The sequence below is a fragment of the Paenibacillus lupini genome, from assembly GCF_011761355.1.
In the GTDB taxonomy this organism is placed as follows: Bacteria; Bacillota; Bacilli; order Paenibacillales; family Paenibacillaceae; genus Pristimantibacillus; species Pristimantibacillus lupini.
This window is the reverse complement of sequence record NZ_JAASRW010000003.1, coordinates 757,748-779,319: the sequence shown is the minus strand read 5'-3', so window position 1 is coordinate 779,319 and position 21,572 is coordinate 757,748. Positions and strand designations below refer to the sequence as shown.

General features: G+C 48.5%; 19 protein-coding genes. 4 read left to right on the top strand and 15 right to left on the bottom strand.

Features of this window, described 5'->3' with window-relative positions:
• The first annotated feature begins 41 nt into the window (after positions 1-41).
• Positions 42-575 carry an NAD(P)H-dependent oxidoreductase gene (locus FHS17_RS13070; RefSeq protein ID WP_167278826.1) on the top strand — a complete coding sequence of 178 codons (534 nt, stop codon included), beginning with the start codon at positions 42-44 and terminating at the stop codon, positions 573-575.
• A gap of 55 nt (positions 576-630) precedes the next feature.
• On the opposite strand, the gene rlmD is transcribed toward FHS17_RS13070, so the two are convergent.
• The 4 genes from rlmD to FHS17_RS13050 all read right to left on the bottom strand — a co-directional run bounded on the left by rlmD (position 631) and on the right by FHS17_RS13050 (position 4,279).
• Positions 631-2,148, bottom strand: a complete 1,518-nt coding sequence (rlmD, locus tag FHS17_RS13065) for a 23S rRNA (uracil(1939)-C(5))-methyltransferase RlmD (RefSeq protein ID WP_208420342.1) — start codon at positions 2,146-2,148, stop codon at positions 631-633.
• Positions 2,149-2,260: 112 nt separating this feature from the next.
• Complete coding sequence (locus FHS17_RS13060; RefSeq protein WP_167278825.1) at positions 2,261-3,175, bottom strand: diacylglycerol kinase; 915 nt, start codon at positions 3,173-3,175, stop codon at positions 2,261-2,263.
• A gap of 35 nt (positions 3,176-3,210) precedes the next feature.
• Positions 3,211-3,984: a sirohydrochlorin chelatase gene (locus FHS17_RS13055; protein WP_167278824.1), complete on the bottom strand. Its 774-nt coding sequence runs from the start codon at positions 3,982-3,984 to the stop codon at positions 3,211-3,213.
• A gap of 4 nt (positions 3,985-3,988) precedes the next feature.
• The gene (locus tag FHS17_RS13050) at positions 3,989-4,279 is read right to left on the bottom strand and encodes a YerC/YecD family TrpR-related protein (protein ID WP_028612369.1); all 291 of its coding nucleotides are present in this window, start codon (positions 4,277-4,279) and stop codon (positions 3,989-3,991) included.
• 338 nt (positions 4,280-4,617) lie between these two features.
• Between FHS17_RS13050 and FHS17_RS13045 the strand changes: the two genes are divergently transcribed.
• The 3 genes from FHS17_RS13045 to FHS17_RS13035 all read left to right on the top strand — a co-directional run bounded on the left by FHS17_RS13045 (position 4,618) and on the right by FHS17_RS13035 (position 8,177).
• Positions 4,618-5,190 (top strand): hypothetical protein, encoded by a 573-nt coding sequence (locus tag FHS17_RS13045; RefSeq protein ID WP_167278823.1) that lies wholly within the window; start codon positions 4,618-4,620, stop codon positions 5,188-5,190.
• A gap of 162 nt (positions 5,191-5,352) precedes the next feature.
• Entirely contained in the window at positions 5,353-6,027 is a 675-nt protein-coding gene (locus FHS17_RS13040; protein WP_167278822.1) for a DUF559 domain-containing protein, read from the top strand.
• 800 nt (positions 6,028-6,827) lie between these two features.
• Positions 6,828-8,177, top strand: coding sequence for a lytic polysaccharide monooxygenase (locus FHS17_RS13035; protein ID WP_167278821.1), 1,350 nt, complete (start codon positions 6,828-6,830; stop codon positions 8,175-8,177).
• Between the two features lie 76 nt (positions 8,178-8,253).
• Here the strand turns inward: FHS17_RS13035 and FHS17_RS13030 are convergent, their stop codons facing one another.
• The 11 genes from FHS17_RS13030 to purQ all read right to left on the bottom strand — a co-directional run bounded on the left by FHS17_RS13030 (position 8,254) and on the right by purQ (position 21,569).
• Entirely contained in the window at positions 8,254-9,249 is a 996-nt protein-coding gene (locus FHS17_RS13030; protein WP_167278820.1) for an inorganic phosphate transporter, read from the bottom strand.
• Between the two features lie 29 nt (positions 9,250-9,278).
• Complete coding sequence (locus tag FHS17_RS13025; RefSeq protein WP_167278819.1) at positions 9,279-9,890, bottom strand: DUF47 domain-containing protein; 612 nt, start codon at positions 9,888-9,890, stop codon at positions 9,279-9,281.
• 242 nt (positions 9,891-10,132) lie between these two features.
• Positions 10,133-11,197, bottom strand: coding sequence for a DUF3048 domain-containing protein (locus tag FHS17_RS13020; RefSeq protein WP_167278818.1), 1,065 nt, complete (start codon positions 11,195-11,197; stop codon positions 10,133-10,135).
• Positions 11,198-11,281: 84 nt separating this feature from the next.
• Complete coding sequence (locus FHS17_RS13015) at positions 11,282-12,103, bottom strand: alpha/beta hydrolase (protein WP_167278817.1); 822 nt, start codon at positions 12,101-12,103, stop codon at positions 11,282-11,284.
• Between the two features lie 419 nt (positions 12,104-12,522).
• Positions 12,523-13,791 carry a phosphoribosylamine--glycine ligase gene (gene purD / locus FHS17_RS13010; protein WP_167278816.1) on the bottom strand — a complete coding sequence of 423 codons (1,269 nt, stop codon included), beginning with the start codon at positions 13,789-13,791 and terminating at the stop codon, positions 12,523-12,525.
• 114 nt (positions 13,792-13,905) lie between these two features.
• On the bottom strand, positions 13,906-15,459 hold the full coding sequence (purH, locus tag FHS17_RS13005) for a bifunctional phosphoribosylaminoimidazolecarboxamide formyltransferase/IMP cyclohydrolase (protein ID WP_167278815.1): 1,554 nt from the start codon (positions 15,457-15,459) through the stop codon (positions 13,906-13,908).
• Positions 15,460-15,504: 45 nt separating this feature from the next.
• On the bottom strand, positions 15,505-16,116 hold the full coding sequence (gene purN, locus FHS17_RS13000) for a phosphoribosylglycinamide formyltransferase (RefSeq protein WP_167278814.1): 612 nt from the start codon (positions 16,114-16,116) through the stop codon (positions 15,505-15,507).
• Positions 16,116-17,159: a phosphoribosylformylglycinamidine cyclo-ligase gene (gene purM / locus FHS17_RS12995; RefSeq protein WP_167278813.1), complete on the bottom strand. Its 1,044-nt coding sequence runs from the start codon at positions 17,157-17,159 to the stop codon at positions 16,116-16,118. Before purM ends, purN begins: the two co-directional genes overlap by 1 nt.
• A 30-nt stretch (positions 17,160-17,189) precedes the next feature.
• Positions 17,190-18,668 (bottom strand): amidophosphoribosyltransferase, encoded by a 1,479-nt coding sequence (gene purF / locus FHS17_RS12990; RefSeq protein WP_167278812.1) that lies wholly within the window; start codon positions 18,666-18,668, stop codon positions 17,190-17,192.
• Positions 18,653-20,896 carry a phosphoribosylformylglycinamidine synthase subunit PurL gene (gene purL / locus FHS17_RS12985; protein ID WP_167278811.1) on the bottom strand — a complete coding sequence of 748 codons (2,244 nt, stop codon included), beginning with the start codon at positions 20,894-20,896 and terminating at the stop codon, positions 18,653-18,655. The genes purF and purL overlap by 16 nt, the downstream gene beginning before the upstream one ends.
• Complete coding sequence (purQ, locus tag FHS17_RS12980) at positions 20,874-21,569, bottom strand: phosphoribosylformylglycinamidine synthase subunit PurQ (RefSeq protein WP_167278810.1); 696 nt, start codon at positions 21,567-21,569, stop codon at positions 20,874-20,876. Before purQ ends, purL begins: the two co-directional genes overlap by 23 nt.
• Positions 21,570-21,572 lie beyond the last annotated feature (3 nt).

Sequence of the window (21,572 nt, the reverse complement as noted above, 5' to 3'; positions counted from 1 at the left end):
GATTACTCTTCATTATAGGCCTAGGAAAGGAAGTTTTCATCATGAAAACATTAATTATTTTGGCACACCCGAACCTGGAGGTTTCAAGAGTAAACCAGCGATGGAAAGAAGAACTGATTCTATATCCAAACGATATCACCATCCATGAGATTTACAAAGAATATCCGGATTGGAATATTGATGTTCCTAGGGAGCAGAGATTATTAGAAGCCTATGACCATGTCATCTTTCAATTCCCTTTGTATTGGTACAGTTATCCGCCGCTATTGAAAAAATGGTTCGACGATGTGTTTACTTACGGGTGGGCATACGGATCAAAAGGCGATAAGCTGAATGGGAAAAAGCTAGGGCTTGCCATGTCCATAGGTGATAAGAAGCAGAATTACACGCCGGAGGGCTCCGTTTCTTTTACCGTGGATGAAGTGATTGCACCTTTCAAAGCTAGCGCGGCACATGTTGGAGCAATCGCATTGCCCTATCATTCTGTCTTTGGGTCTTCATTCCAAGCAAGCAATGAGGAAATCAATGAAAGTGCTAGGGAATATATCACCTATATCCTGAAGTATCAACAATAATACAACAGGGCTATCCTAAGTCTATAGCAATGACTTTAGGATAGCCCTTTTATAATTATTTTCGTTTTTCCATCCAAACAACACTTTCCACATGACTCGTCCAAGGGAACATATCAACCGGCGTCACTTCCACCGTCTTATATCCGCCTTCTTCTAAGGTCTGAAGATCACGCGCCAGCGTCGAAGGATTGCAGCTTACATATACAACCCGCTCCGGCTGCATAGCCAGAATTGTGTCGAGAAGTGCTGGGTCGCAGCCTTTGCGCGGCGGATCAACTACGATAACATCGGGGATAATCCCCTCTTCACGCCAGCGTGGGATTACCACTTCCGCAGGACCAGCTTCAAATGAGGCATTCGTAATGTCGTTCAGCTTAGCATTGCGTTTCGCATCCTCGATAGCCTCGGGCACGATCTCTACACCGTAGACGCGTCCAGCTTTGCGCGCGAGGAACAGCGAAATCGTCCCGATGCCGCAATAAGCATCAATCACTGATTCTGTACCAGTCAGCTGTGCATAGTCTACTGCTTTGCGGTATAGCTCCACTGTCTGAGCCGGGTTTACCTGATAGAACGAACGGGCCGATATCGCGAAACGGATACCATCCAGCTCATCATAAATAACTTCGCTGCCCCATAATACCTTGGTCTCATCACCAAAGATCACGTTTGTATCACGTGTGTTTACGTTCTGCACGATGCTCTTCACTTCAGGCAGCGCGGTGCGAATACGCTCTACCCATTGTTCAGCCTGTGGCAGCTTCCGGCCGTTTGTCACAAGCACGATCATAATCTCGCCGCTCACAAATCCAGTCCGCGTCATCACATGGCGAAGCAGTCCTTGACCGGACTCTTCATCATAAACCGACACACCAAGCTCTCTGCCGATTGTCTTCACAATCCGGACAACCTCGTCATTCCGGTCATGCTGGATATGGCATTCATCCGTATCAATGATTCGGTGACTACCTTTGGCATAAAAGCCTGCAATCAGCTCCTGGCTGCCGCTAGCGGATACTCCCGCTCCGATTGGCACCTGCGCCTTATTGCGATAGCGCCAAGGCTCAGTCATCCCTACCGTCGGATGAACCACAACGCCTTCTTTATCATCGCCCCCAATCGTCAGCTTACCGATCCGCTCCAGCGCATCAATGACATGCTGGCGTTTCCAGCTCAACTGCGCATCATAATTCATATGCTGAAGCTGGCAGCCACCGCATTTGTCATAAATACCGCATACCGGTACAATGCGGTCCGCGCTTGCATCCAGCAGCTCTTGAAGCCGAGCGTAGCCGAAAGTTTTCTTCACCTTCATCACTTTCGCTCGTACTCGCTCACCTGGCAGAGCTCCTTGGATGAAAAGGGTAAAGCCATCAGCTCGGCCTACCCCTTCTCCGTCATGAGTTAAGCCGATGATATCAACAACAACCTCATCGTTTTTTTGCACAGGTGCATCTACTACCGCAGCAGCCTGAGCACCACCTCTTGCTCGTCCATTATTCCGGCCACCGGCAGAAGACTGCGACTTGCCTTTTCTATTCGAACCCGCATTACGCGATTGATTTCTATTCATTATTGCTCTCCGCTTCCTCATGCTATTATCCCTATAGTGTAATGCATCTGCAAAAAGAAATAAACCTCCAAGGCATGCACAAAGCCTGCCAATAGAGGTTTACTCTTGTCTCTTAACGATGACGATAAGTTGCTTCGCCAAGCTCATCGGCAAAAATTCGCAGATGCGAAGGCAATACCGAGAACGTAAACGGCAGCGTACCGCCATATTCGCCGTCCAAGTTAATTTGGACGTAGCTTGGTGAGGTCACCTTAATCTTATTGGTCCGGAAATGAATGACATGGGAATCATTCAGATGCTCACCACGAAGAGCAAGTGTAGCGATCCGGATAAACTCGGCGAGGTTACATTTCTTAAGCAGCACAACGTCAAACAATCCGTCATCCAGCTTGGATTCCGGCGCCAGCTTCTCGAATCCACCAACGGAGTTACTGTTACAGATCAGGAAGAGCATAAATTCCTCATGGAATTTGCCTACACCTTCTGCTTCGATGACTAACTCTGTTGGACTGAGCCGGGTCATTTTCTCTAACCCTTTCAAATAATACGCAAGCTGCCCAATCATCGTCTTCAGCTTGATCGGCACATCATAGGTCAGCTCGGTGAGCGAGCCTCCCCCTGCAATATTAATGAAATAACGATCATTAGCCTGACCAACATCGATTGCCCGTGTGTAATTCTGAATAATGAGGTCACAAGCATATTCCCAATGCTTCGGGATACCCATTGCACGGGCGAAATCATTGGTTGTTCCAAGTGGTAAAATACCAAGAGGCGGCCTGTTTGGCTTATTCGCAAGCCCGTTAATAACTTCATAAATTGTACCATCACCGCCTGCCGCGATGATCAGATCGTAGTCACGATCGGCCGCATCTGCTGCAGCAAGCGTCGCATCACCCGCCCCAATCGTTGCATGGCAGCTCGTTTCGATACCCGCTTGATCGAGCTTCTGCAGTATATCCGGGAGACGCCGTTTCATTTCTTCTCTTCCCGATGTCGGGTTGTAAATCAATCTTGCACGCTTCATAGACTAACCCACCATTTCTTTCAAAAAACGGTCATCTAATTCTCCTGAAGCCAAGCCGCCATCCGCCGCTCCAGCCAGCGTTCGATCGCTGGATGAGGCAGCATCGCCTGCCCGTTATACCGGTAATTAAGACCCTTTAACCTTGTAGGAATAACCGTTTTCGTAAAATATCCCTTGCTCAAAAACAAAGGAACAACAATAACCGCTTCATTCGGCCGCTCTTGCTGCAGAGCTCTTACCTGTTCTGCCGCTTGATCTGGGAGGAGCATAGCTGTCGCCGAATGGGCGAAGCCGCCTAGCTTCCTCAGACGTTCCGCGAGCAGATTCAGTCCTTGCTGCCAGCGTTCATGGAAGACCTTCTCCTTGCTGCCATGGGCAATGAGCATAACCGTCTCTGTTTCAGGATGGGCAGATAATGACTTAATATTCGACAGCAGCAGCTCCGCAATATCAGAATCATCATCGATTGGCATACCGTAATGGACATTCGCCTTCACCCGGAAGGTTCCAAGATCCCCTTCCAGCTCCGCTGCGGGAGGAAGACCAAACGCTTGCCCAATCTCATCGACATGTGTGCTGCCTGACGAAATGAATAAGGGCAGAACGAATAAATCCGTAACGCCCTGCTCTTCTAACACATCAATTCCATCCTGAATCAAACGGCCTTCCACGATTTCGAGAAAAGAAGAATAGACCGGCACGCCTCTTACGAGCGGGGAGGCTGCAGCAGCGGTAACCGCCTCATCGACCAGCCGAACCCATTCTGCTTCCCTCGAACCATGACTGATGACTAGAATCCCTGGCTTCATGGCACTATCTGCCTAAACGCTCTAAAGCCATTTTATACCCATCGTTACCATAATTCAAACAACGCTTAACCCGGGAAATGGTTGCCGTGCTCGCGCCTGTTTCCGCCTCAATCTGATTGTAAGTACTGCCCTTGCCCAGCATACGTGCTACCTCAAGACGCTGCGATAATGACTGGATCTCATTTACCGTACACAAATCATCAAAAAAGACATAACATTCCTCAACTGACTTTAAAGTCAGGATCGCTTCGAACAATTGGTCAATCGCTTTATCATTCAGCTTTTTGAGCTGCATTATCATTCACTCCTCTGGCGTGATTACACGCGCATTTACAGCATTTCTATAACTGTTTATTACTCACATTGTATCGGTTTTAGGGGGGTTATTCAAGCATTACCGTATTCACGCTTTACAGGATGTAAGCGATCAGATTAGGTTATTATCCACATTATTTATATAAAATCGGGTCATTCGTCCAATCCGCATGTTTGCCTATGCCATAGACTAATATCAGGAATACTTCCCTATACGACATACGGGATCAGACCTTCGCGTGCAGTCTAAGCAGTCCCGGATGGAAGCGGACGGAGCAGGGAAGCGTTATACACTTTGAAAAAAAGGTTGTGATCCGCGTGAATTACCGGAGCTACCCTGGTGGCGGCAGCAATCCGAACCATCACCAGTATCCGCCGCACTCGCCGCATAGCGGCCATCACCGACGCGGCTATGCCAGAAATCAAGCAGGCAGCCAAGGCATGAACAGCTTCCAGAATCCTCTTGGCTTCGGCAATGGCAGCGCCCCAATTCCACCTGCGCCTCCTGTCTTCTCTGTAGAAGAGGTTCCTATACAACAAGAGGAAAGCTTACCTGTCGTTATACCAGCGACAGCGGCTGAAATGGTGGAAACGACAACTCCAGCCAAAGCGGGCGGCTTCACTATGCCAAGCATGACGGAGATCAAGGGCTTTGTCGACCGCCTTGGTGGTCTGGATGGCATTCTGAGTACTGTCGGTAAAGTGCAGAAAGTGGTATCCAGTGTGTCTCAGATGGCCCCGCTGGTTAAGGTCCTGATGGGCTCCTTCAAAAAGGATTCCAGCAGCGACACATCAGATGATGATGTGGAAGTAGTACCTAAGAAACGCAAGCGCCGCAAAAAACCAACCGGATCCGCTGGACGCCGCCGCAAGCGGAAACGTCAGCCTTGATTGCGTGCTGCTGCTCGTTCGACTTGCCCGTTCATCGATAGCAGAGTATGATAAAGCTATACGTATCGTTCGGAGTGAAGCACACCCCGATTGCAGCCTTATTGGCCGCAGTCGGGGTGTTTTCTTTTTCCGGAGTATCTTATAGAAGGGAGTAGATTTTAAATGACAGCGGTTAGTTCCTCTTTGCAGCATTTTATCGATTCCTTCGAGCGGGAAGCCGTTTTGAACGGATCCTTCCGCAACAAACTGGAGCGATCACAGATGTATTTTCTTGAGCGGGTATGGGGACCTGCCTTCGGAGATAACTTCGATGGACTTAAAGCAGAGCATCCTTTTGTTGATCATAAGGGAGGACGGCGATTCTGCGATTTCGTCTATGTAAAAAATGGCATGAAGCTCGTCATCGAAATTGACGGTTTTACTACCCACGCAAGAGATATCTCGCCTGCCGAATTTCAGGATCATCTATCTCGGCAAAATGACCTCGTATTATCCGGCTGGCTCGTCCTTCGATTTACTGCCTGGCAGGTGGAGCATCAGCCTCAGCCATGTATCGTAAAAGTAAAGCAAGCCATCGGTCATTGGTGGTCAATGACTTATCTGCGGGAAATGAAGCAAACGACGGACATGTGGGAATTGCGCAAACAGTGGATTATCCAAATGGCATTACAGCAACAAGGTAGACTTAGACCAAGCGACATTGCCCGCGAGTTCCAGATCAGCAATCGCACTGCCGTAGACTGGATGCGTCGATTCGAAGAAGCTTCAATTATACGTAGGTTACCAGCTAAGCAAAGGACGACAACCTACATACTGATGGATTATATCTCAGACTAGGCAGCCTCTTGCAGTCTAATAGGTTTGGTCATTGACGGAAAACCTCACTATTAGTGAGGATTTCCGCCGTATTGGTATGCCCCAAGCGGCACTTCAGACGAAATAGTGAGGGTTTACGCCTTATTCACACGTTGACCCTCACTAACTATGAGGCTAGCCTCACTGTTGCTCCATTATGATCTCCATTGGCACGTATTAGCGCGGATTGCCTCACTATATAATGAGCTTCCCTCACTAATCCACCAACACGAGCCCAACCAGTAAGCTACTCTGCTTGAATGCCTCATTTTGAATGTATCTTTTAGAGCTTCCCTCACAAATCCACCATGACGAGCTCAGCAACGAGCTACAGCTCATTATGAAGTAGATTCGACACCGCTGTGTCTGATTTTGTCGAACACAGCAGATGCTGTACAAGCCTCTCACGTTACTTTTGACCTAGACGCCGTGTCGAAATTTAGCTTTTGTGTTGCTTCTGCTAAGCCACTTGATTTAATTTTGCACATACGCATCTAGATTTTGATCAAAAATTTCATCATTATGGTAATTTACTCCAAAAGACTCATGAGTAATTCCTTCGTTTCACCTACAATGATTATAACATTATAATCTTTAATTCAATTTCTCCCAGCAAGCACCACTCCACTTGCTCGTCTTGCTCGTCTTGCCTTCCCTTCACTTCTTCCCTTAGTCTCCTCCACATCCATTGCCTATCTGCTGCAGCAGCTACCCTTCATTGTTTTGGCCGATATAAGCTCAACGAGTTTATATAAAACCAATTTCTTAGGAGGTATGATGTAATGTCCGTATTACGATTTTCGCGGCCAACCCCAGCAAAACTTTTAATTATCTGCGCTCTCCTCGTACTCTCAGTCGTAAGCATGTTGTTCAACACAACAAAAGCGTATTCACATGGCTATGTGGAAGGGCCGGCAAGCCGGGCGGCGCTATGCAAATCCGGTGCCAATACCGATTGTGGTTCCATCGTGTATGAGCCGCAAAGCTTGGAAGCACCTAAAGGCTTCCCTGCAGCAGGTCCTGCAGACGGTAAGATCGCAAGTGCAAACGGAGCATTTCCAAAGCTTGATGAGCAATCCGCTACCCGTTGGTCGAAAGTGAACATATCTTCTGGCACCAATACTTTCACGTGGAAGCTGACAGCCAATCATTCCACTGCAAGCTGGAAATATTATATTACAAAGCCAACTTGGAACCCCAATGCCGCACTTACCCGTGATTCCTTTGACTTGACGCCTTTCTGCTCCGTTGCCTACAACGGTGCACAACCACCTTTCAGCTACTCCAATACATGTAATGTTCCAGCACGAAGCGGCTACCAGGTCATTCTTGCGGTATGGGAAGTTGCCGATACGGCAAATGCCTTCTATAACGTGATCGACGTTAATTTCACTGGAACGAATCCGGTAGATACGACAGCTCCTTCCGCTCCATCCTCCCTTGCTGCAACTACTATTGCATCCACAAGCGTGTCCTTGTCATGGAACGCCTCAACGGATAACGTTGGCTTGATTGGCTATAAAATCTATAATGGCAGTACTCTTGTTGCGAATACATCGAGTACGGGAACAAGCTATACCGTTACTGGCCTTACTGCAAGTACAGCCTATACGTTCACCGTCAAAGCCGTGGATGCAGCCGGTAATGAATCCAGTGCCAGCAACAGTCTAAGCGTCACAACAGCAGCACCACCGGCCGTAGATACGATGGCACCATCCGCACCAGGCGGACTTCATATTATGGGTACGCTAACCTCATCCAGCATGATGCTGATGTGGAGCTCTTCCACAGATAATGTAGCTGTGACCGGTTATAAAATCTACAACGGGTCGACTCTCGTAACAACGACCGCTGGCTCTGCCACGTCCTACACGGTTACGGGTCTGGCTGCAAGCACAACCTATAACTTCTCAGTTTACGCCATTGATGCTGCTGGCAACCAATCCGCAGCAAGTACCATCAGCGGTACAACTGCCGCGTCCACAGGCGCTCCTGCTTGGGCAGCCAATACCTCGTATGCGGTTGGAGCACTTGTCACCTACAACGGATCTACCTACAAATGCCTGCAAGCCCATACTTCTCTTACCGGCTGGGAACCTTCTAATGTACCTGCACTTTGGAAGCTGCAATAAAATCAGAATCCAATAAAAAGTGCCGGGAGAGTCCAAGTAGACTCCTCCGGCACTTTTACTTATAACTTGTCCAAACTTAAAAGAACACCTTATCAATAATCCAATAAATAGCTGCTGCTAAGAGCGCCGTAATTGGAATTGTAATTACCCAAGCAATAACTATCTTGCCTGCGAGCGACCAACGGACACTGGAGAAGCGCTTCGCACTGCCTACGCCGAGAATTGATGACGTAATAACATGCGTTGTGCTGACTGGCAGTTCCATCATCGTAGCAGTCAAGATAACACCAGCCGAGCCTACATCTGCAGCAAAGCCGTTGATTGGCTCAATCTTAAAGATTTTTGTACCCATTGTCTTAATAATCTTCCATCCACCAATGGATGTACCAAGTGCCATGGACAAAGCCGCCGACATCTTAACCCACAGCGGAACATCTAAATGATCCTGAATGCCTCCAGCGACCAAAGCGAATGTAATAATACCCATCGCCTTTTGAGCATCATTTGTACCATGGGAGAACGATTGGAATGCGGCGGTCAAAATCTGACCGAACCGGAATCCTTTGTTCACCTGATGTGGACTGGACCTCGCAAATATTCGCTTCAGAATCCACATGATGATAAAACCAATCGTAAAAGCAATAAGCGGCGAGAAAATTAACGCTTTAATGATATCGACAAAACCATGTGCGTTGATCGCATCAAATCCTGCGCCGGATGCTACAGCACCAGCAAGCGAGCCGATCAAGGCATGTGACGAGGAAGAAGGTATGCCGAACCACCAGGTTAGCAGGTTCCATATAATCGCCGAGATAAGTGCGGCTATAACGATCTCTACCCCGTTAGGCAAATCAGCCGGATTAGCAACACCGCTGCCGATCTTCTTAGCAACCCCTGTGAAGGTAATGGCCCCAATGAAGTTCATACAAGCCGCCATAATAATGGCCACCCTCGGCTTAAGCGCCCGTGTCGATACCGTCGTTGCGATAGCGTTCGCCGTATCGTGAAAACCATTTATAAAGTCAAAACCGAGCGCGAATATGACGACCATCCATATAGTGATTGAATCCATTTGAATTGATTCCTACTCTCCGTGTAAGCTTAGCTGTTGCGCATAATGATCGATTCCAGCGTATTCGCTACATCTTCGCAGTAGTCGGTCGTTTGCTCCAACATTTCGTAGATTTCTTTCCGTTTCATGAGCTCAATCGGATCCTTCACATTCGTAAACAGGCTCTTAATGCTTACACGAAGCAGATCATCGGCTTGGTTCTCCAGCTCGTTAAGCGCAATGTTAGGCTCACGAATGGCAAGCAGTTTTTTGTCTGTCAGCAAGTAGATTGCTTTCTTGATTTGGTTCGCTGAGCGAAGCAAAATATCGCCGAACAACGTTATGTACTCGTCTTTTTCTTGAATATTGTACATCTCAAAACGCGATGCGCAAGCTTCAATACCATCAAGCACATCATCCAGAGATGAAGTTAATGCCATAATATCTTCTCGCTCAATTGGGGTAATGAACGTTTTGTTCAGTTCTTTCAGAATGGTGTGAACAAATTGGTCACACTTGCTTTCGTACTCTTTCATTGTTTTTGCAAACAAAGTAACATCCGACAGGTCCGAAACACCGTTTGAGAAGTATTCAATTGCATCAACCAGTGTATCTGCCATTTCTTCAAAAGTCTTAAAGAAAATATCCTTTTTCTTAAACATCTTAATCCCCTTTGCCCGACTGGATGGTTAGGCATCATTTTGAAATGAGCCCAGAATATCTTAACACAGTTTACTTTAGAATTGTTAAGGGAATGTAAAGGATTTATGAAAAGTTTGCGTTTTTGCAAAAAAAATATAAAAAGGCGCGCTCCGCATAGGAGCGCACCGCCATTATATCCTTTTTGGCTGTTTACGCGGTCACCCTCTACACCTAATTAGAGTGTGTCCGACAAGCTTATTTTTTACCCATAAATCACATGCTCTGCAAAAGTTGGTGTATTCGGAACGACGTTAAAGAACGTTTTCCCTGGGATAAAAGTGAGCTCTGCTCCATCTTTCATCAATCGGACCATGTTGTCTTTGCTCCGAACCCATTCACACGCCACCGCTTTGCCTTTCTGGAACAAGATCGCTGACCCACCTGCATGGAGGTCAACAGCTAGACGCCCATAATCATCCAGTGTTTTATGGTTCGCACCAAGCACAACCACATTGGCAGCAGTCAACTGCTCGCCGTTATTAAGATCAGTATGTGGTTCGTCGTTAATGGAACGTTTGTAAACACCACTTGCTTCATCATAAGCATAAGAAACTTTATAATCCTTCAGCAAAAATTTGATCTCAATAGATGCTGCCGCTTCTCCCGAAGCCGTTGATCCTTCTTCTGCAAATGGGTAAGTGGGAACCGTTACATCACTCTTGTAACCTTTCTTCTCCGCTCCAGCCCGCAGCTTCGCAAGCTCAGAATACAAATTATGCGGTGCCTTGCGGTCCTTGCTGCGCCAGAAATAAGGGCCCGCATTCGAAATCTCATCGAGATAAGGCTTATTCTGATGCTGCAAAATATCATAGCCGTCATTACTTGCCCCTGAGTGGGCTAGAATAGCGCCATAACTTTCGCCAATATCAATCAGGTAAGGACGAATACTGCGGATCGGGCCAATTGCATCGTTCACCGCATCTGTGCTTTGGAATATCGCAACAAGCCGTGTGATCCCGCCTTCGGCTAATACTTCCCATACCACATCGGCATTGGTGAGCCCGGATTGCGGACGTGCCGGCTTCAAATTATTGATCATGACCGCAACTGGACGTGCCGCTGCTTCCGATTCACGTTTCAGTCCTGTCAGAGGAGCTGTAAAGCCAAGTTCCGGTGTTGGTTCTGGTGTTGGAGTAGCCTCCGGCTCGGTTGATACTGTAGGAGTTGGTGCAGCCTCCTCCGTATTGCTGCCCGTGCCGCCGCTGCATGCCGATAATAATAGGATTAGTAAACCAAAAATGAATACGCTGCGTAATTGTCTGCCCATGAGTTCCCCGCCTTTTAGTAGAGAATGATAGAGTCGAAAAAGTCGAATACTACCATTTAATCATAAAACGCAGGGATTGTCTTCCTAAATACTCCAGTTATGCCAGTCCTGTTGCTGTTTATCAAGCCCCACCAGCCACTCAGAAGTGACACGGATCGCTTCCTCCTGATGATGCCTTGAGGAGTACGTATGGTTAGCCTGGAAAATGATCTCCTTATCGCATAGCCCGTCGCTGCGCGTCCAGAACACTTTCTGGTACAGGAAGCTGTAGTCGACTGGAATAAGATCGTCGCTTGTACCGTGGACAAGCAGTACCTCCCCGCCAAATCGTGTTGCCGATTGGAACGGCTGATGCTGCAGCAGAGATTCGAAGAATACCGGCTGCAGAGTAAAGCCTGCATAATCGGTACTGCCCTTCTGCACGGCCTCGTCGTAGCCAGAACGCCCCACAATACGAACAATATCATTAAACGGATACGCTACTGGCGACCATAAGACAAGACGTTTTACGCGTTTGTCACGTACAGCTGTCATAATAGCTATCGCACCACCCAGGCTATGTCCCAGCAGAACTATCTTTCTTGGATCTACGCAGTCCATCTCCGCTACATAATCAATAACCGTACGAGTCTGGTCGATCATGCTGTCAAAGCCCAGCGCACCATAGTCACCATTGCTCTCTCCGCAGCCGCCATAATCGAATCGAAGCACATAGGACCCCTGCGCAGCAAGCGCACGTGCAGTCTTAACGAATAACCGATCAACACCTACCCGGCTTCCGATAAATCCATGGCATATAATAATGGCCTGCTTCTTTTTTGAATTGTCCTTCACATCATCCGTTGGATAATGAAGCGTAGCTGTCAACTCAAGTCCTTCATGACGCAGCAATAATTGTTTTTCCATAAAAGATGTCCTCCTGCGGTTACTTCTTCATTTATATATAATTCCTACCCGAATACTATGATTTAATTGAGTTCATATTATCATCTGTATAAGGATGGTGTCAATAGTCTTATTCTGTCCGTCAGCCTGCCCCGATAATTTTCCCATCTGACGAATAACACAGCCAATGATTGCTCAATCTACAACTAGCACACTACTGCCCAACCAAGGAGATGATTCCCTTGCCGATGTGGATCACTTGGCTCACTGATCATTGGCTTACGGTTCTATTGCTTGCCGGCATATTTGTTGCCGTGTTATATATCATCCTTGACCGCAGCCTGCTGTTCTATAAGGAATAGTTCTAGACCACTGAACAAAAAAAGACCTTCTTCCGGCCATTCCTGGCAAGAAGAAGGTCTTTTATCGTTTCCCGGGGCTTAGCCCTTCAACGCTTTTGCTGCAATATCCGTACGGTTATGCATGCCGTCGAAATGAATGACGCTTACTGCTTCATAAGCGCGGGCACGTGCTTCCGCGATATCGCGGCCACGGCCAACGACGCCAAGAACACGGCCGCCGCTAGTCACGATTTTACCATCCTGCTCGGCAGTACCGGCATGGAAGACAAGCGCGCCTTGTGCTTCTGCTGCCTCAAGGCCTGTAATCTCACGGCCTTTCGGATACGATGCCGGGTAGCCTTCTGATGCAACGATGACACATACCGCTGCTTCTTCGCTCCACTCAAGCTCCAGTTGATCCAGACGTCCGTTCAAAGACGCTAGAACAACGTCAACCAGCTCGGTTTTGAGGCGTGGCAATACAACTTGTGTTTCAGGGTCGCCCATACGAGCGTTAAATTCAATTGTTTTAGGGCCATCTTTAGTAATCATCAGACCAGCAAACAATACGCCGCGGAATGGACGTCCTTCGCTTACCATCGCTTTAGCCGTAGGAATAATAATATTCTGGATCGACTCATCGATAATCGATTGCTCGATATGCGGCAGCGGGGAGTATGTCCCCATACCGCCTGTATTTGGGCCTTTGTCATTATCAAATACCGGTTTGTGGTCTTGCGCCGGTACCATTGCTTTAACCGTCTCACCATCAACAAAAGCGAGGATCGACATTTCTTGGCCTTCGAGGAATTCTTCGATGACAATTTGGTTGCCAGCATCGCCGAATACTTTATCAACCATGGCTTCTCTGAGGGCTTGCTCTGCTTCTTCCAGCGAGTAAGCAACCGTTACGCCTTTGCCTGCTGCAAGACCATCCGCTTTAATAACAATTGGCACGGATTGTTCACGCAAATAAGTAAGAGCTGCTTCATATTCCGTGAAAGTCTCGTATTTGGCAGTTGGGATATTGTATTTGCGAAGCAGGTCCTTCATGAAGATCTTGCTGCCTTCAATCTCCGCTGCCGCTTTGTTCGGGCCATAGACCGGAATGTTATGCGCTTCGAACGCATCTACGATACCTGCTGCAAGTGGATCATCCGGACCGATGAAGACAAGATCAATAGACGCATCCTTTGCAAACCTCACAAGTTCATCAAATTGATGAACCGCGATTGGCACGCAATCTGCAATTTGCGCAATACCTGCATTACCCGGTGCACAAAATACTTCCTTAACCTTCTCACTTTTCTTCAGCGCCCAAACAACAGCATGCTCGCGACCGCCGCCGCCGACAACTAGAATTCTCATCGCTCTTATTTACCCCCTGATGATAGATACTTATCTTAATTAATAGCTAATAGCGAAGCTGGTCTTGCCGCGCCATAATGACCCGGAAGAAGCTCCGCTATTCAACTTGCTCTCTTAGTGTTTGAAGTGACGAACGCCTGTCATCACCATTGCGATATTATGCTTATTTGCTGCTTCGATCGACTCTGCGTCTTTGATCGAACCACCTGTTTGGATAATAGCCGTAATACCAGCTTTTGCTGCAAGCTCAACGGTATCACCCATTGGGAAGAATGCATCGGAAGCAAGTACCGATCCAACCGCTTGCTCGCCTGCTTGCTCGATCGCAATACGAGCGGAACCAACGCGGTTCATTTGGCCAGCACCAACGCCGATCGTCATGTTGTTTTTCGCCAGCAAAATCGCGTTCGATTTCACATGCTTCACAACTTTCCATCCGAACAGCAGTTGTTTCAGCTCTTCTTCCGTTGGTTTGCGGTCCGTTACGAACTGCAGATCAGCCTCAGTCAAGCTGCGAACGTCGCTCTCTTGTACGAGCAGACCGCCGTCAACCGTTGTCGACAACCAATCGGATTTGCGCTCAGCAGCCGATGATGCAGAGAGCTCTCCAAGTTTAAGAAGACGGATATTTTTCTTCTTCGTCAGCACTTCCAGCGCTTCTGGAGTGAAGTCCGGTGCGATGATGATTTCAAGGAAGATTTGGCTCAGCAGCTCAGCTGTGTCTGCGCCGATCGTACGGTTCGCCGCAACGATACCGCCAAAGATCGATGTAGGATCAGCTGCGTAAGCTTTTTGATAAGCTTCATGGATGTCAGCACCGATACCCACGCCGCATGGATTCATATGTTTGACTGCTACACAGGCAGGCTCGTCAAATTCTTTGACGATGGCAAGTGCTGCGTTAGCATCATTAATGTTGTTGTAGGACAATTCTTTGCCATGCAGCTGTTCAGCAGTCGTAATGTTGCCAACAGGTGCAAGCGGCTTGCTGTAGAACGCCGCCTTCTGATGCGGGTTCTCGCCGTAGCGCAGATCTTGAACTTTCTCGTAAGTGACCGTGTAAGACTCAGGAAGCTCTTCGCCAACTTGCTTTGTCAGATAATCAGCAATAAGTGCATCGTAAGCCGCTGTATGACGGAATACTTTTGCAGTCAGACGTTTGCGAGTCTCAAGTGTAGTGTCTCCGCCTGCTTTGATCTCTTCGATTACAGCAGCATAGTCATTAGCATCTACTACAACCGTTACGAAAGCATGGTTTTTCGCAGCCGAACGAAGCATAGTAGGACCGCCGATATCGATGTTCTCGATAGCATCCTCATATTCCACGTTAGGGTTTGCGATCGTTTGCTTGAACGGATACAGGTTAACAACCACAAGGTCGATGTAATCCAGACCAAGCTCCTGCATAACCTTTTGATGCTCTTCGTTGTCACGAATAGCCAGAAGTCCGCTGTGAACCGCAGGATGAAGCGTTTTTACACGGCCGTCCAAAATTTCAGGGAAGCCCGTTACATCAGAAATACCGATAACAGGAATGCCTTCCTTCTCCAGCAGGTTGAACGTACCACCTGTCGAGATGATTTGTACGCCTTGAGCCGCCAGCTCACGAGAAAATTCAACAATGCCAGTCTTGTCCGAAACACTAATTAACGCTCTACGAATTGCCACGCGAAATTGCCTCCTCGAAAATAGGTACTTATTTTATAAGAAAAGCTAAGCTTTAACTGTAACGTTGCGTCCGTCCAGGACAACGCGGCCCTGTGCGATCCATTGCACGACCTGCGGGAAGAGCTGCTGCTCAGCTGCATGAATACGTTCGCCAAGTGTCGACTCTGTATCTCCGCTTAGCACTTCAACTGCGCTTTGTGCAATAATCGGACCGCTGTCCATACCGCCATCCACATAATGAACAGTAACACCTGTAACCTTCACGCCATGCTCGAGCGCTTGTCCGATTCCATTCACACCAGGGAAGGAGGGTAAAAGAGCAGGATGAATATTAATCATACGGCCATAAAATGGATCTACGAGTACAGAAGTAATAATCCGCATATACCCGGCTAATACAACCAGTTCAATGCCGCGGCGCTGCAGCTCCGCTAGTATTTCCTTTTCATAAGCCTCGCGGGAAGGATACTCCTTCGGCACAAAAATGAAGGTATCTACGCCCGCCTTGCGAGCCCGATCTACTACTGGAGCAGATGGCTTATCACAAACAAGAAGCTCGATGGTTGCATCGAGCCCTCCTTGTCGCACCGCATCGACCAGGGCTTGGAAGTTTGTTCCTTGCCCTGATGCGAAGACGGCTAAACGCAATGCTCCCATTACACGTCCGCTCCTGTAAACGTAACGACGCGATTGCCCTCCGTTACCGTTCCGATTCGGTATGCTGCTTCGCCAAGATCAGCTGCTACTTTAAGAGCCTCTTCTGCTTGGTCAGCTGGAACAACTACGATTAACCCGATGCCCATATTAAATGTCGTGAACATGTCACGGTTTGTAATTGCGCCTTTGTCCTGCATCAGCTGGAAGATAGGCAGAATAGGCCAAGAGCCGTATTCTACATTTACATTTACGCCTTCAGGCAGAACCCGTGGGATATTCTCAATAAAGCCGCCGCCTGTAATATGCGCCATACCTTTTACATTCACTTGCTCGATCAGCTTGAGTGCCGATTTCACATAGATGCGAGTTGGCTCGATCAGAACGTCACCAAGTACAGCATCATTCAGCTCAGGCAGACGTTGGTCAAGCGCGTAGCCGCACTCTTCAAGAAGAAGACGACGTACGAGCGAGTAGCCGTTACTGTGGATACCGCTTGACGCGAAGCCAAGAACAACATCGCCAGGAGCGATTGTAGTGCCATCGATAATTTTCTTTTTATCAACAACGCCAACTGTAAAGCCAGCGATATCATATTCGTCGCCTTGGTACATACCAGGCATTTCAGCTGTTTCTCCGCCAATCAGTGCGCAGCCTGCTTGTACACAGCCGTCAGAGATACCTTTTACAACAGCTTCGATTTTTTCCGGAACGACTTTACCGCATGCCAGATAATCGAGGAAGAAGAGAGGCTCAGCGCCTTGTACGATAATATCGTTTACGCACATGGCAACCGCGTCAACGCCGATCGTATCATGTTTATCCATCATGAACGCCAGCTTCAGCTTCGTGCCAACGCCGTCCGTTCCAGATACGAGCACAGGCTCCTCGTATTTGTCTTTGTTAAGACCAAACAATCCGCCAAACCCGCCGAGATCAGTCAGCACCTCTGGACGGAACGTTTTCTTAACATGCTTCTTCATCCGTTCGACTGCTTCATTGCCGGCAGCAATATCGACTCCGGCCTTTTTGTACGCTTCTGACACACCAGTCAACCCCTTTTATAAACTTGTCTATTAACAGCTGCAGCTCTTATCCGATTCCTCGTCTACCGGTGTTGGATAATCATTATCGAAGCAAGCCAGACACATGCCGCGGTTATACGCGCCGTCATTGCCGCCTACCGAATCGATAAAACCTTCATGGCTAAGGAAGTATAAAGAGTCCGCATTAATCATTTCACACATTTCCTGCACCGTTCTCGAAGAAGCAACCAGCTCCTTGCGATCTGGCGTATCAATACCGTAGTAGCAAGGGTTCTTGAATGGTGGTGATGTAATCCGCACATGGACTTCAGTCGCACCAGCCTCGCGAAGCATGTTCACGATCCGGCGGGATGTCGTACCGCGCACGATCGAGTCATCAATCATCACAACACGTCTGCCTTCCACGACTTTACGCACAGCAGACAGCTTCATCTTCACGCCTTGCTCCCGCAGCTCTTGGGAGGGCTGAATAAACGTACGGCCTGTGTATTTATTCTTAATAAGTCCAAGCTCATAAGGAATGCCTGTTTGCTCAGCATAACCAATAGACGCCGAAATACTCGAATCCGGTACGCCGATTACGATGTCTGCATCCACGAACGATTCCATCGCAAGCTGTTTACCCATCCGCTTACGTGCGGAATGGATGTTGATTGTATTAATATCGCTGTCCGGGCGGGCAAAATAGATATATTCCATCGCACATGTTGCCCGGCGCTCTACTTCTGCATAACGGTCTTCGCGCATACCATCAGCATCAAGGTAAAGCAGTTCGCCTGGTTGAACGTCACGTACATATTCTGCGCCAATCGATTCGAACGCACACGATTCGGAAGAGAATACATATCCATCACCGATCTTGCCCATCACGAGTGGACGCAGACCATTCGGGTCAGACGCTACAAGCAGCTTATCATTCGTCATAATAAGGAACGCAAAGCCGCCAATAATACGCTGAAGCGCATCTTTTGCTGCTTCTTCGAAGCTCTTAGACGAACGAGCGATCAAGTGAGCGATAACTTCCGTATCGCTGGAGGTTTGGAAGATCGAGCCTTGGCTCTCCAGCTCCTTGCGAATCTCTGGTGCATTAACGATATTACCATTCGTTGCAACCGCCAGATCGCCATCCCGATAACGGAAAATAAGCGGCTGCGCATTCGCCAGCTTGCTCTCGCCAGCCGTCGAATAACGAACGTGGCCAATGGAGCGATCACCAGCGAGCGATTGAATCCGCTCTTTATCAAATACTTCCTTCACAAGCCCCATACCACGGTGGTAGGCGAAGCGGTTTCCCGCCTCCGTATCCACTGTACAGATCCCTGCACTTTCCTCGCCGCGATGCTGGAGAGCATGAAGGCCGTAATAGCTGAGGGAGGACGCATTCGGGACATTAAATACCCCGAACACACCACATTCCTCACGCAATTTGTCAAACATATCGTCACGGCCAATGCCTTCGTTATAATGATTTCCCGTCCACAGCTTATGCTGTTTTATTTCATCAGACATGGAATCGCATCCTTCCAGACCTTCTCCAGTTGTTGTACCGGTGCATTAACGCCGGATTTGCCATTTACGTTGATGGTCAGGCTGCTGCCTTTTACAGTACCAATTGCTGCATTTACTACGCCTTGTTCAGTCAGGTGCGCTTGCAATGCTGCTGCTTTCTCAGGTGTAGCAGAGAGCAAGATACGCGATTGCGACTCGGAGAACAGAAGGTGGTCAGGACGAAGATCCGTTGCCACGTTCACTTCTGCACCAATTTTGCCGCTGATTGCGGATTCCGCAAGAGCTACAGCAAGGCCGCCTTCAGACAAGTCATGAGCGGAAGCAACCAGACCACCTTGGATCGCTGTCAGAACAGCGCCAAGCATGTTTTTCTCCGTTGCAAGATCAATAGCTGGTGGACGGCCTTCAGCCGCACCGTTCAGAACGTAGAGCAGCTCGCTGCCGCCAAACTCTGCTTTAGTGTCGCCAACAAGGATAATGACGTCGCCTTCTTTTTTGAAGCCTTGTGTCGTGATGTGGTCCACATCATGTACGAGACCAACCATACCGATTACCGGAGTTGGGTAGATCGCGCCTTTTGCATTCTCATTGTACAAGCTCACGTTACCGCCGATTACCGGCGTATCAAGCACGCGGCAAGCCTCGGACATGCCGTCTGCAGCTTTCTCAATTTGCCAGAATACTTCCGGCTTCTCAGGGCTGCCGAAGTTCAGGTTATCTGTAATCGCAAGTGGTTCTGCTCCGGAACATACAATGTTACGAGCAGCTTCTGCTACCGCGATACGTCCGCCTACTTCAGGATCCAGATATACGTAACGACCATTACAGTCAGTTGTCATTGCAAGGCCTTTACGAGTGCCGCGAATTGTAACAACTGCCGCATCGGAGCCTGGTTGAACCGCTGTTGATGTACGAACCATGTAGTCATATTGGCTGTAAACCCACTCTTTGCTTGCCACAGTTGGCGAAGCGAGTACTTTCTCAAGAGCACCAGTCAGGTCTGTTACTTCAGTGAATGCAGCTGTATCAAGCGTTGCATTCGCAGCGTAGTAAGCAGGCTCTTGCGATGGTTTTTCATATACCGGGCACTCGTCAACGAGTGCTTTAACCGGCATGTCAGCCACTTGCTCACCTTGGTGGAACAGACGAAGACGTCCGTCATCGGTTACTTTACCAACTTTTTTACAAATAACGCCCCAACGGTCGAAGATCTCTTGTGCTTGTGCTTCATGCTGCGGTTCAACAACGAACAACATACGTTCTTGCGACTCCGACAACATCATTTCGTAAGGCGTCATACCTGTCTCACGTTGTGGAACTTCATCGAGGTACAGTTCCAGGCCGTTGCCAGCTTTGGAAGCCATCTCTGCGCTCGAGCAAGTGAGGCCCGCTGCGCCCATATCTTGAATACCAAGTACGATACCGGAGTTGATCAGTTCCAGAGTGGACTCCATAACGAGCTTCTCCATGAATGGATCGCCGACTTGTACGGCAGTACGTTTCTCTTCGGATTCTTCTGTCAGCTCAACGGATGCGAATGTCGCACCGTGGATACCGTCGCGGCCTGTTGCAGGACCAACGTAGAAGACTGGGTTACCAACACCTTTTGCTACACCGCGTTGGATTTTGTCATGATCGATAAGACCTACGCACATTGCGTTAACAAGCGGGTTGCCTTCGTAGCTCTCGTCGAACATGACTTCGCCTGCAACGGTAGGGATACCGATACAGTTACCGTAGCCAGCGATACCGCTGACAACGTTCTCGAACAAGTACTTCACACGATCGTTCTCCAGCTTACCGAAACGAAGCGAGTTCAGCAGGGCAACTGGACGAGCGCCCATCGAGAAAATGTCACGGATAATGCCGCCAACACCTGTTGCAGCGCCTTGGTAAGGCTCAACAGCAGATGGATGGTTATGCGATTCGATCTTGAATACGACCGCTTGGTTGTCGCCGATATCAACGATACCCGCGCCTTCACCTGGTCCCATCAGGACACGTGGTCCAGTGATCGGGAATTTCTTCAGGATTGGCTTGGAGTTCTTGTAGGCACAATGCTCCGACCACATAACGCTAAATACGCCGATTTCCGTGTAGTTAGGTGTACGGCCGAGAAAACCGCAGATAAGCTCAAACTCATAATCCGATACACCAAATTGTTGATAAATCTTTTGCTCGACGATTTGTTCGGCTGTTGGTTCCTTAGCCGTTAATTGCTGCGCCATGTTGTTCCCTCCATGCATTCAAAATCGATGTAAACATCCGTTTGCCGTCTTCCGAGCCGAGGATTTGATCAACCGCACGCTCTGGGTGAGGCATCATGCCAACGACATTACCCTTTTTGTTGCTGATACCCGCAATGTTCTCAACCGAACCATTCGGGTTCGTGTCACCTGCATAACGGAACACGATTTGGTTATTTGCTTTAAGCTCAGCAAGTGTTGCATCGTCGCAATAGTAGTTGCCTTCGCCGTGAGCAATTGGAATATCGATAATCTCGCCTTGCGAGTATTGGTTCGTAAACGCTGTGCCGTTGTTCACCACTTCAAGTGATGTTTGGTGGCAGCGGAATTTAAGGCCTGTGTTGCGGATCAGTGCGCCTGGCAGAAGGTTAGCTTCGGTCAGGATCTGGAATCCGTTGCAGATACCAAGGATGAACTTACCTTGTTCTGCTGCTTTCACAACTTCATTCATTACTGGAGCATAACTAGCCATCGCGCCGCAGCGCAGGTAGTCACCGTAGGAGAAGCCGCCTGGCACGAGAATGGCATCGTATGCGGACAGGTCAGTCGCTGTATGCCATACGTAATCAACCTCTTGGCCGATTGTATCTTCTACCGCTTTGTAGCAGTCGATGTCACAGTTGGAGCCGGGAAATACGATTACTGCAAACTTCATCGA

What these genes read in the sequence shown, in the direction of transcription:
- FHS17_RS13070 (WP_167278826.1), top strand. Translation starts at nt 42, where the DNA reads ATGAAAACATTAATTATTTTGGCACACCCGAACCTGGAGGTTTCAAGA.
- FHS17_RS13050 (WP_028612369.1), bottom strand. Translation starts at nt 4,279, where the DNA reads ATGCAGCTCAAAAAGCTGAATGATAAAGCGATTGACCAATTGTTCGAA.
- purN (WP_167278814.1), bottom strand. Translation starts at nt 16,116, where the DNA reads ATGGGAGCATTGCGTTTAGCCGTCTTCGCATCAGGGCAAGGAACAAAC.
- purF (WP_167278812.1), bottom strand. Translation starts at nt 18,668, where the DNA reads ATGTCTGATGAAATAAAACAGCATAAGCTGTGGACGGGAAATCATTAT.
- FHS17_RS13020 (WP_167278818.1), bottom strand. Translation starts at nt 11,197, where the DNA reads ATGGGCAGACAATTACGCAGCGTATTCATTTTTGGTTTACTAATCCTA.
- FHS17_RS13060 (WP_167278825.1), bottom strand. Translation starts at nt 3,175, where the DNA reads ATGAAGCGTGCAAGATTGATTTACAACCCGACATCGGGAAGAGAAGAA.
- FHS17_RS13040 (WP_167278822.1), top strand. Translation starts at nt 5,353, where the DNA reads ATGACAGCGGTTAGTTCCTCTTTGCAGCATTTTATCGATTCCTTCGAG.
- rlmD (WP_208420342.1), bottom strand. Translation starts at nt 2,148, where the DNA reads ATGAATAGAAATCAATCGCGTAATGCGGGTTCGAATAGAAAAGGCAAG.
- FHS17_RS13035 (WP_167278821.1), top strand. Translation starts at nt 6,828, where the DNA reads ATGTCCGTATTACGATTTTCGCGGCCAACCCCAGCAAAACTTTTAATT.
- FHS17_RS13025 (WP_167278819.1), bottom strand. Translation starts at nt 9,890, where the DNA reads ATGTTTAAGAAAAAGGATATTTTCTTTAAGACTTTTGAAGAAATGGCA.
- FHS17_RS13015 (WP_167278817.1), bottom strand. Translation starts at nt 12,103, where the DNA reads ATGGAAAAACAATTATTGCTGCGTCATGAAGGACTTGAGTTGACAGCT.
- purD (WP_167278816.1), bottom strand. Translation starts at nt 13,791, where the DNA reads ATGAGAATTCTAGTTGTCGGCGGCGGCGGTCGCGAGCATGCTGTTGTT.
- FHS17_RS13055 (WP_167278824.1), bottom strand. Translation starts at nt 3,984, where the DNA reads ATGAAGCCAGGGATTCTAGTCATCAGTCATGGTTCGAGGGAAGCAGAA.
- purL (WP_167278811.1), bottom strand. Translation starts at nt 20,896, where the DNA reads ATGGCGCAGCAATTAACGGCTAAGGAACCAACAGCCGAACAAATCGTC.
- purQ (WP_167278810.1), bottom strand. Translation starts at nt 21,569, where the DNA reads ATGAAGTTTGCAGTAATCGTATTTCCCGGCTCCAACTGTGACATCGAC.
- FHS17_RS13030 (WP_167278820.1), bottom strand. Translation starts at nt 9,249, where the DNA reads ATGGATTCAATCACTATATGGATGGTCGTCATATTCGCGCTCGGTTTT.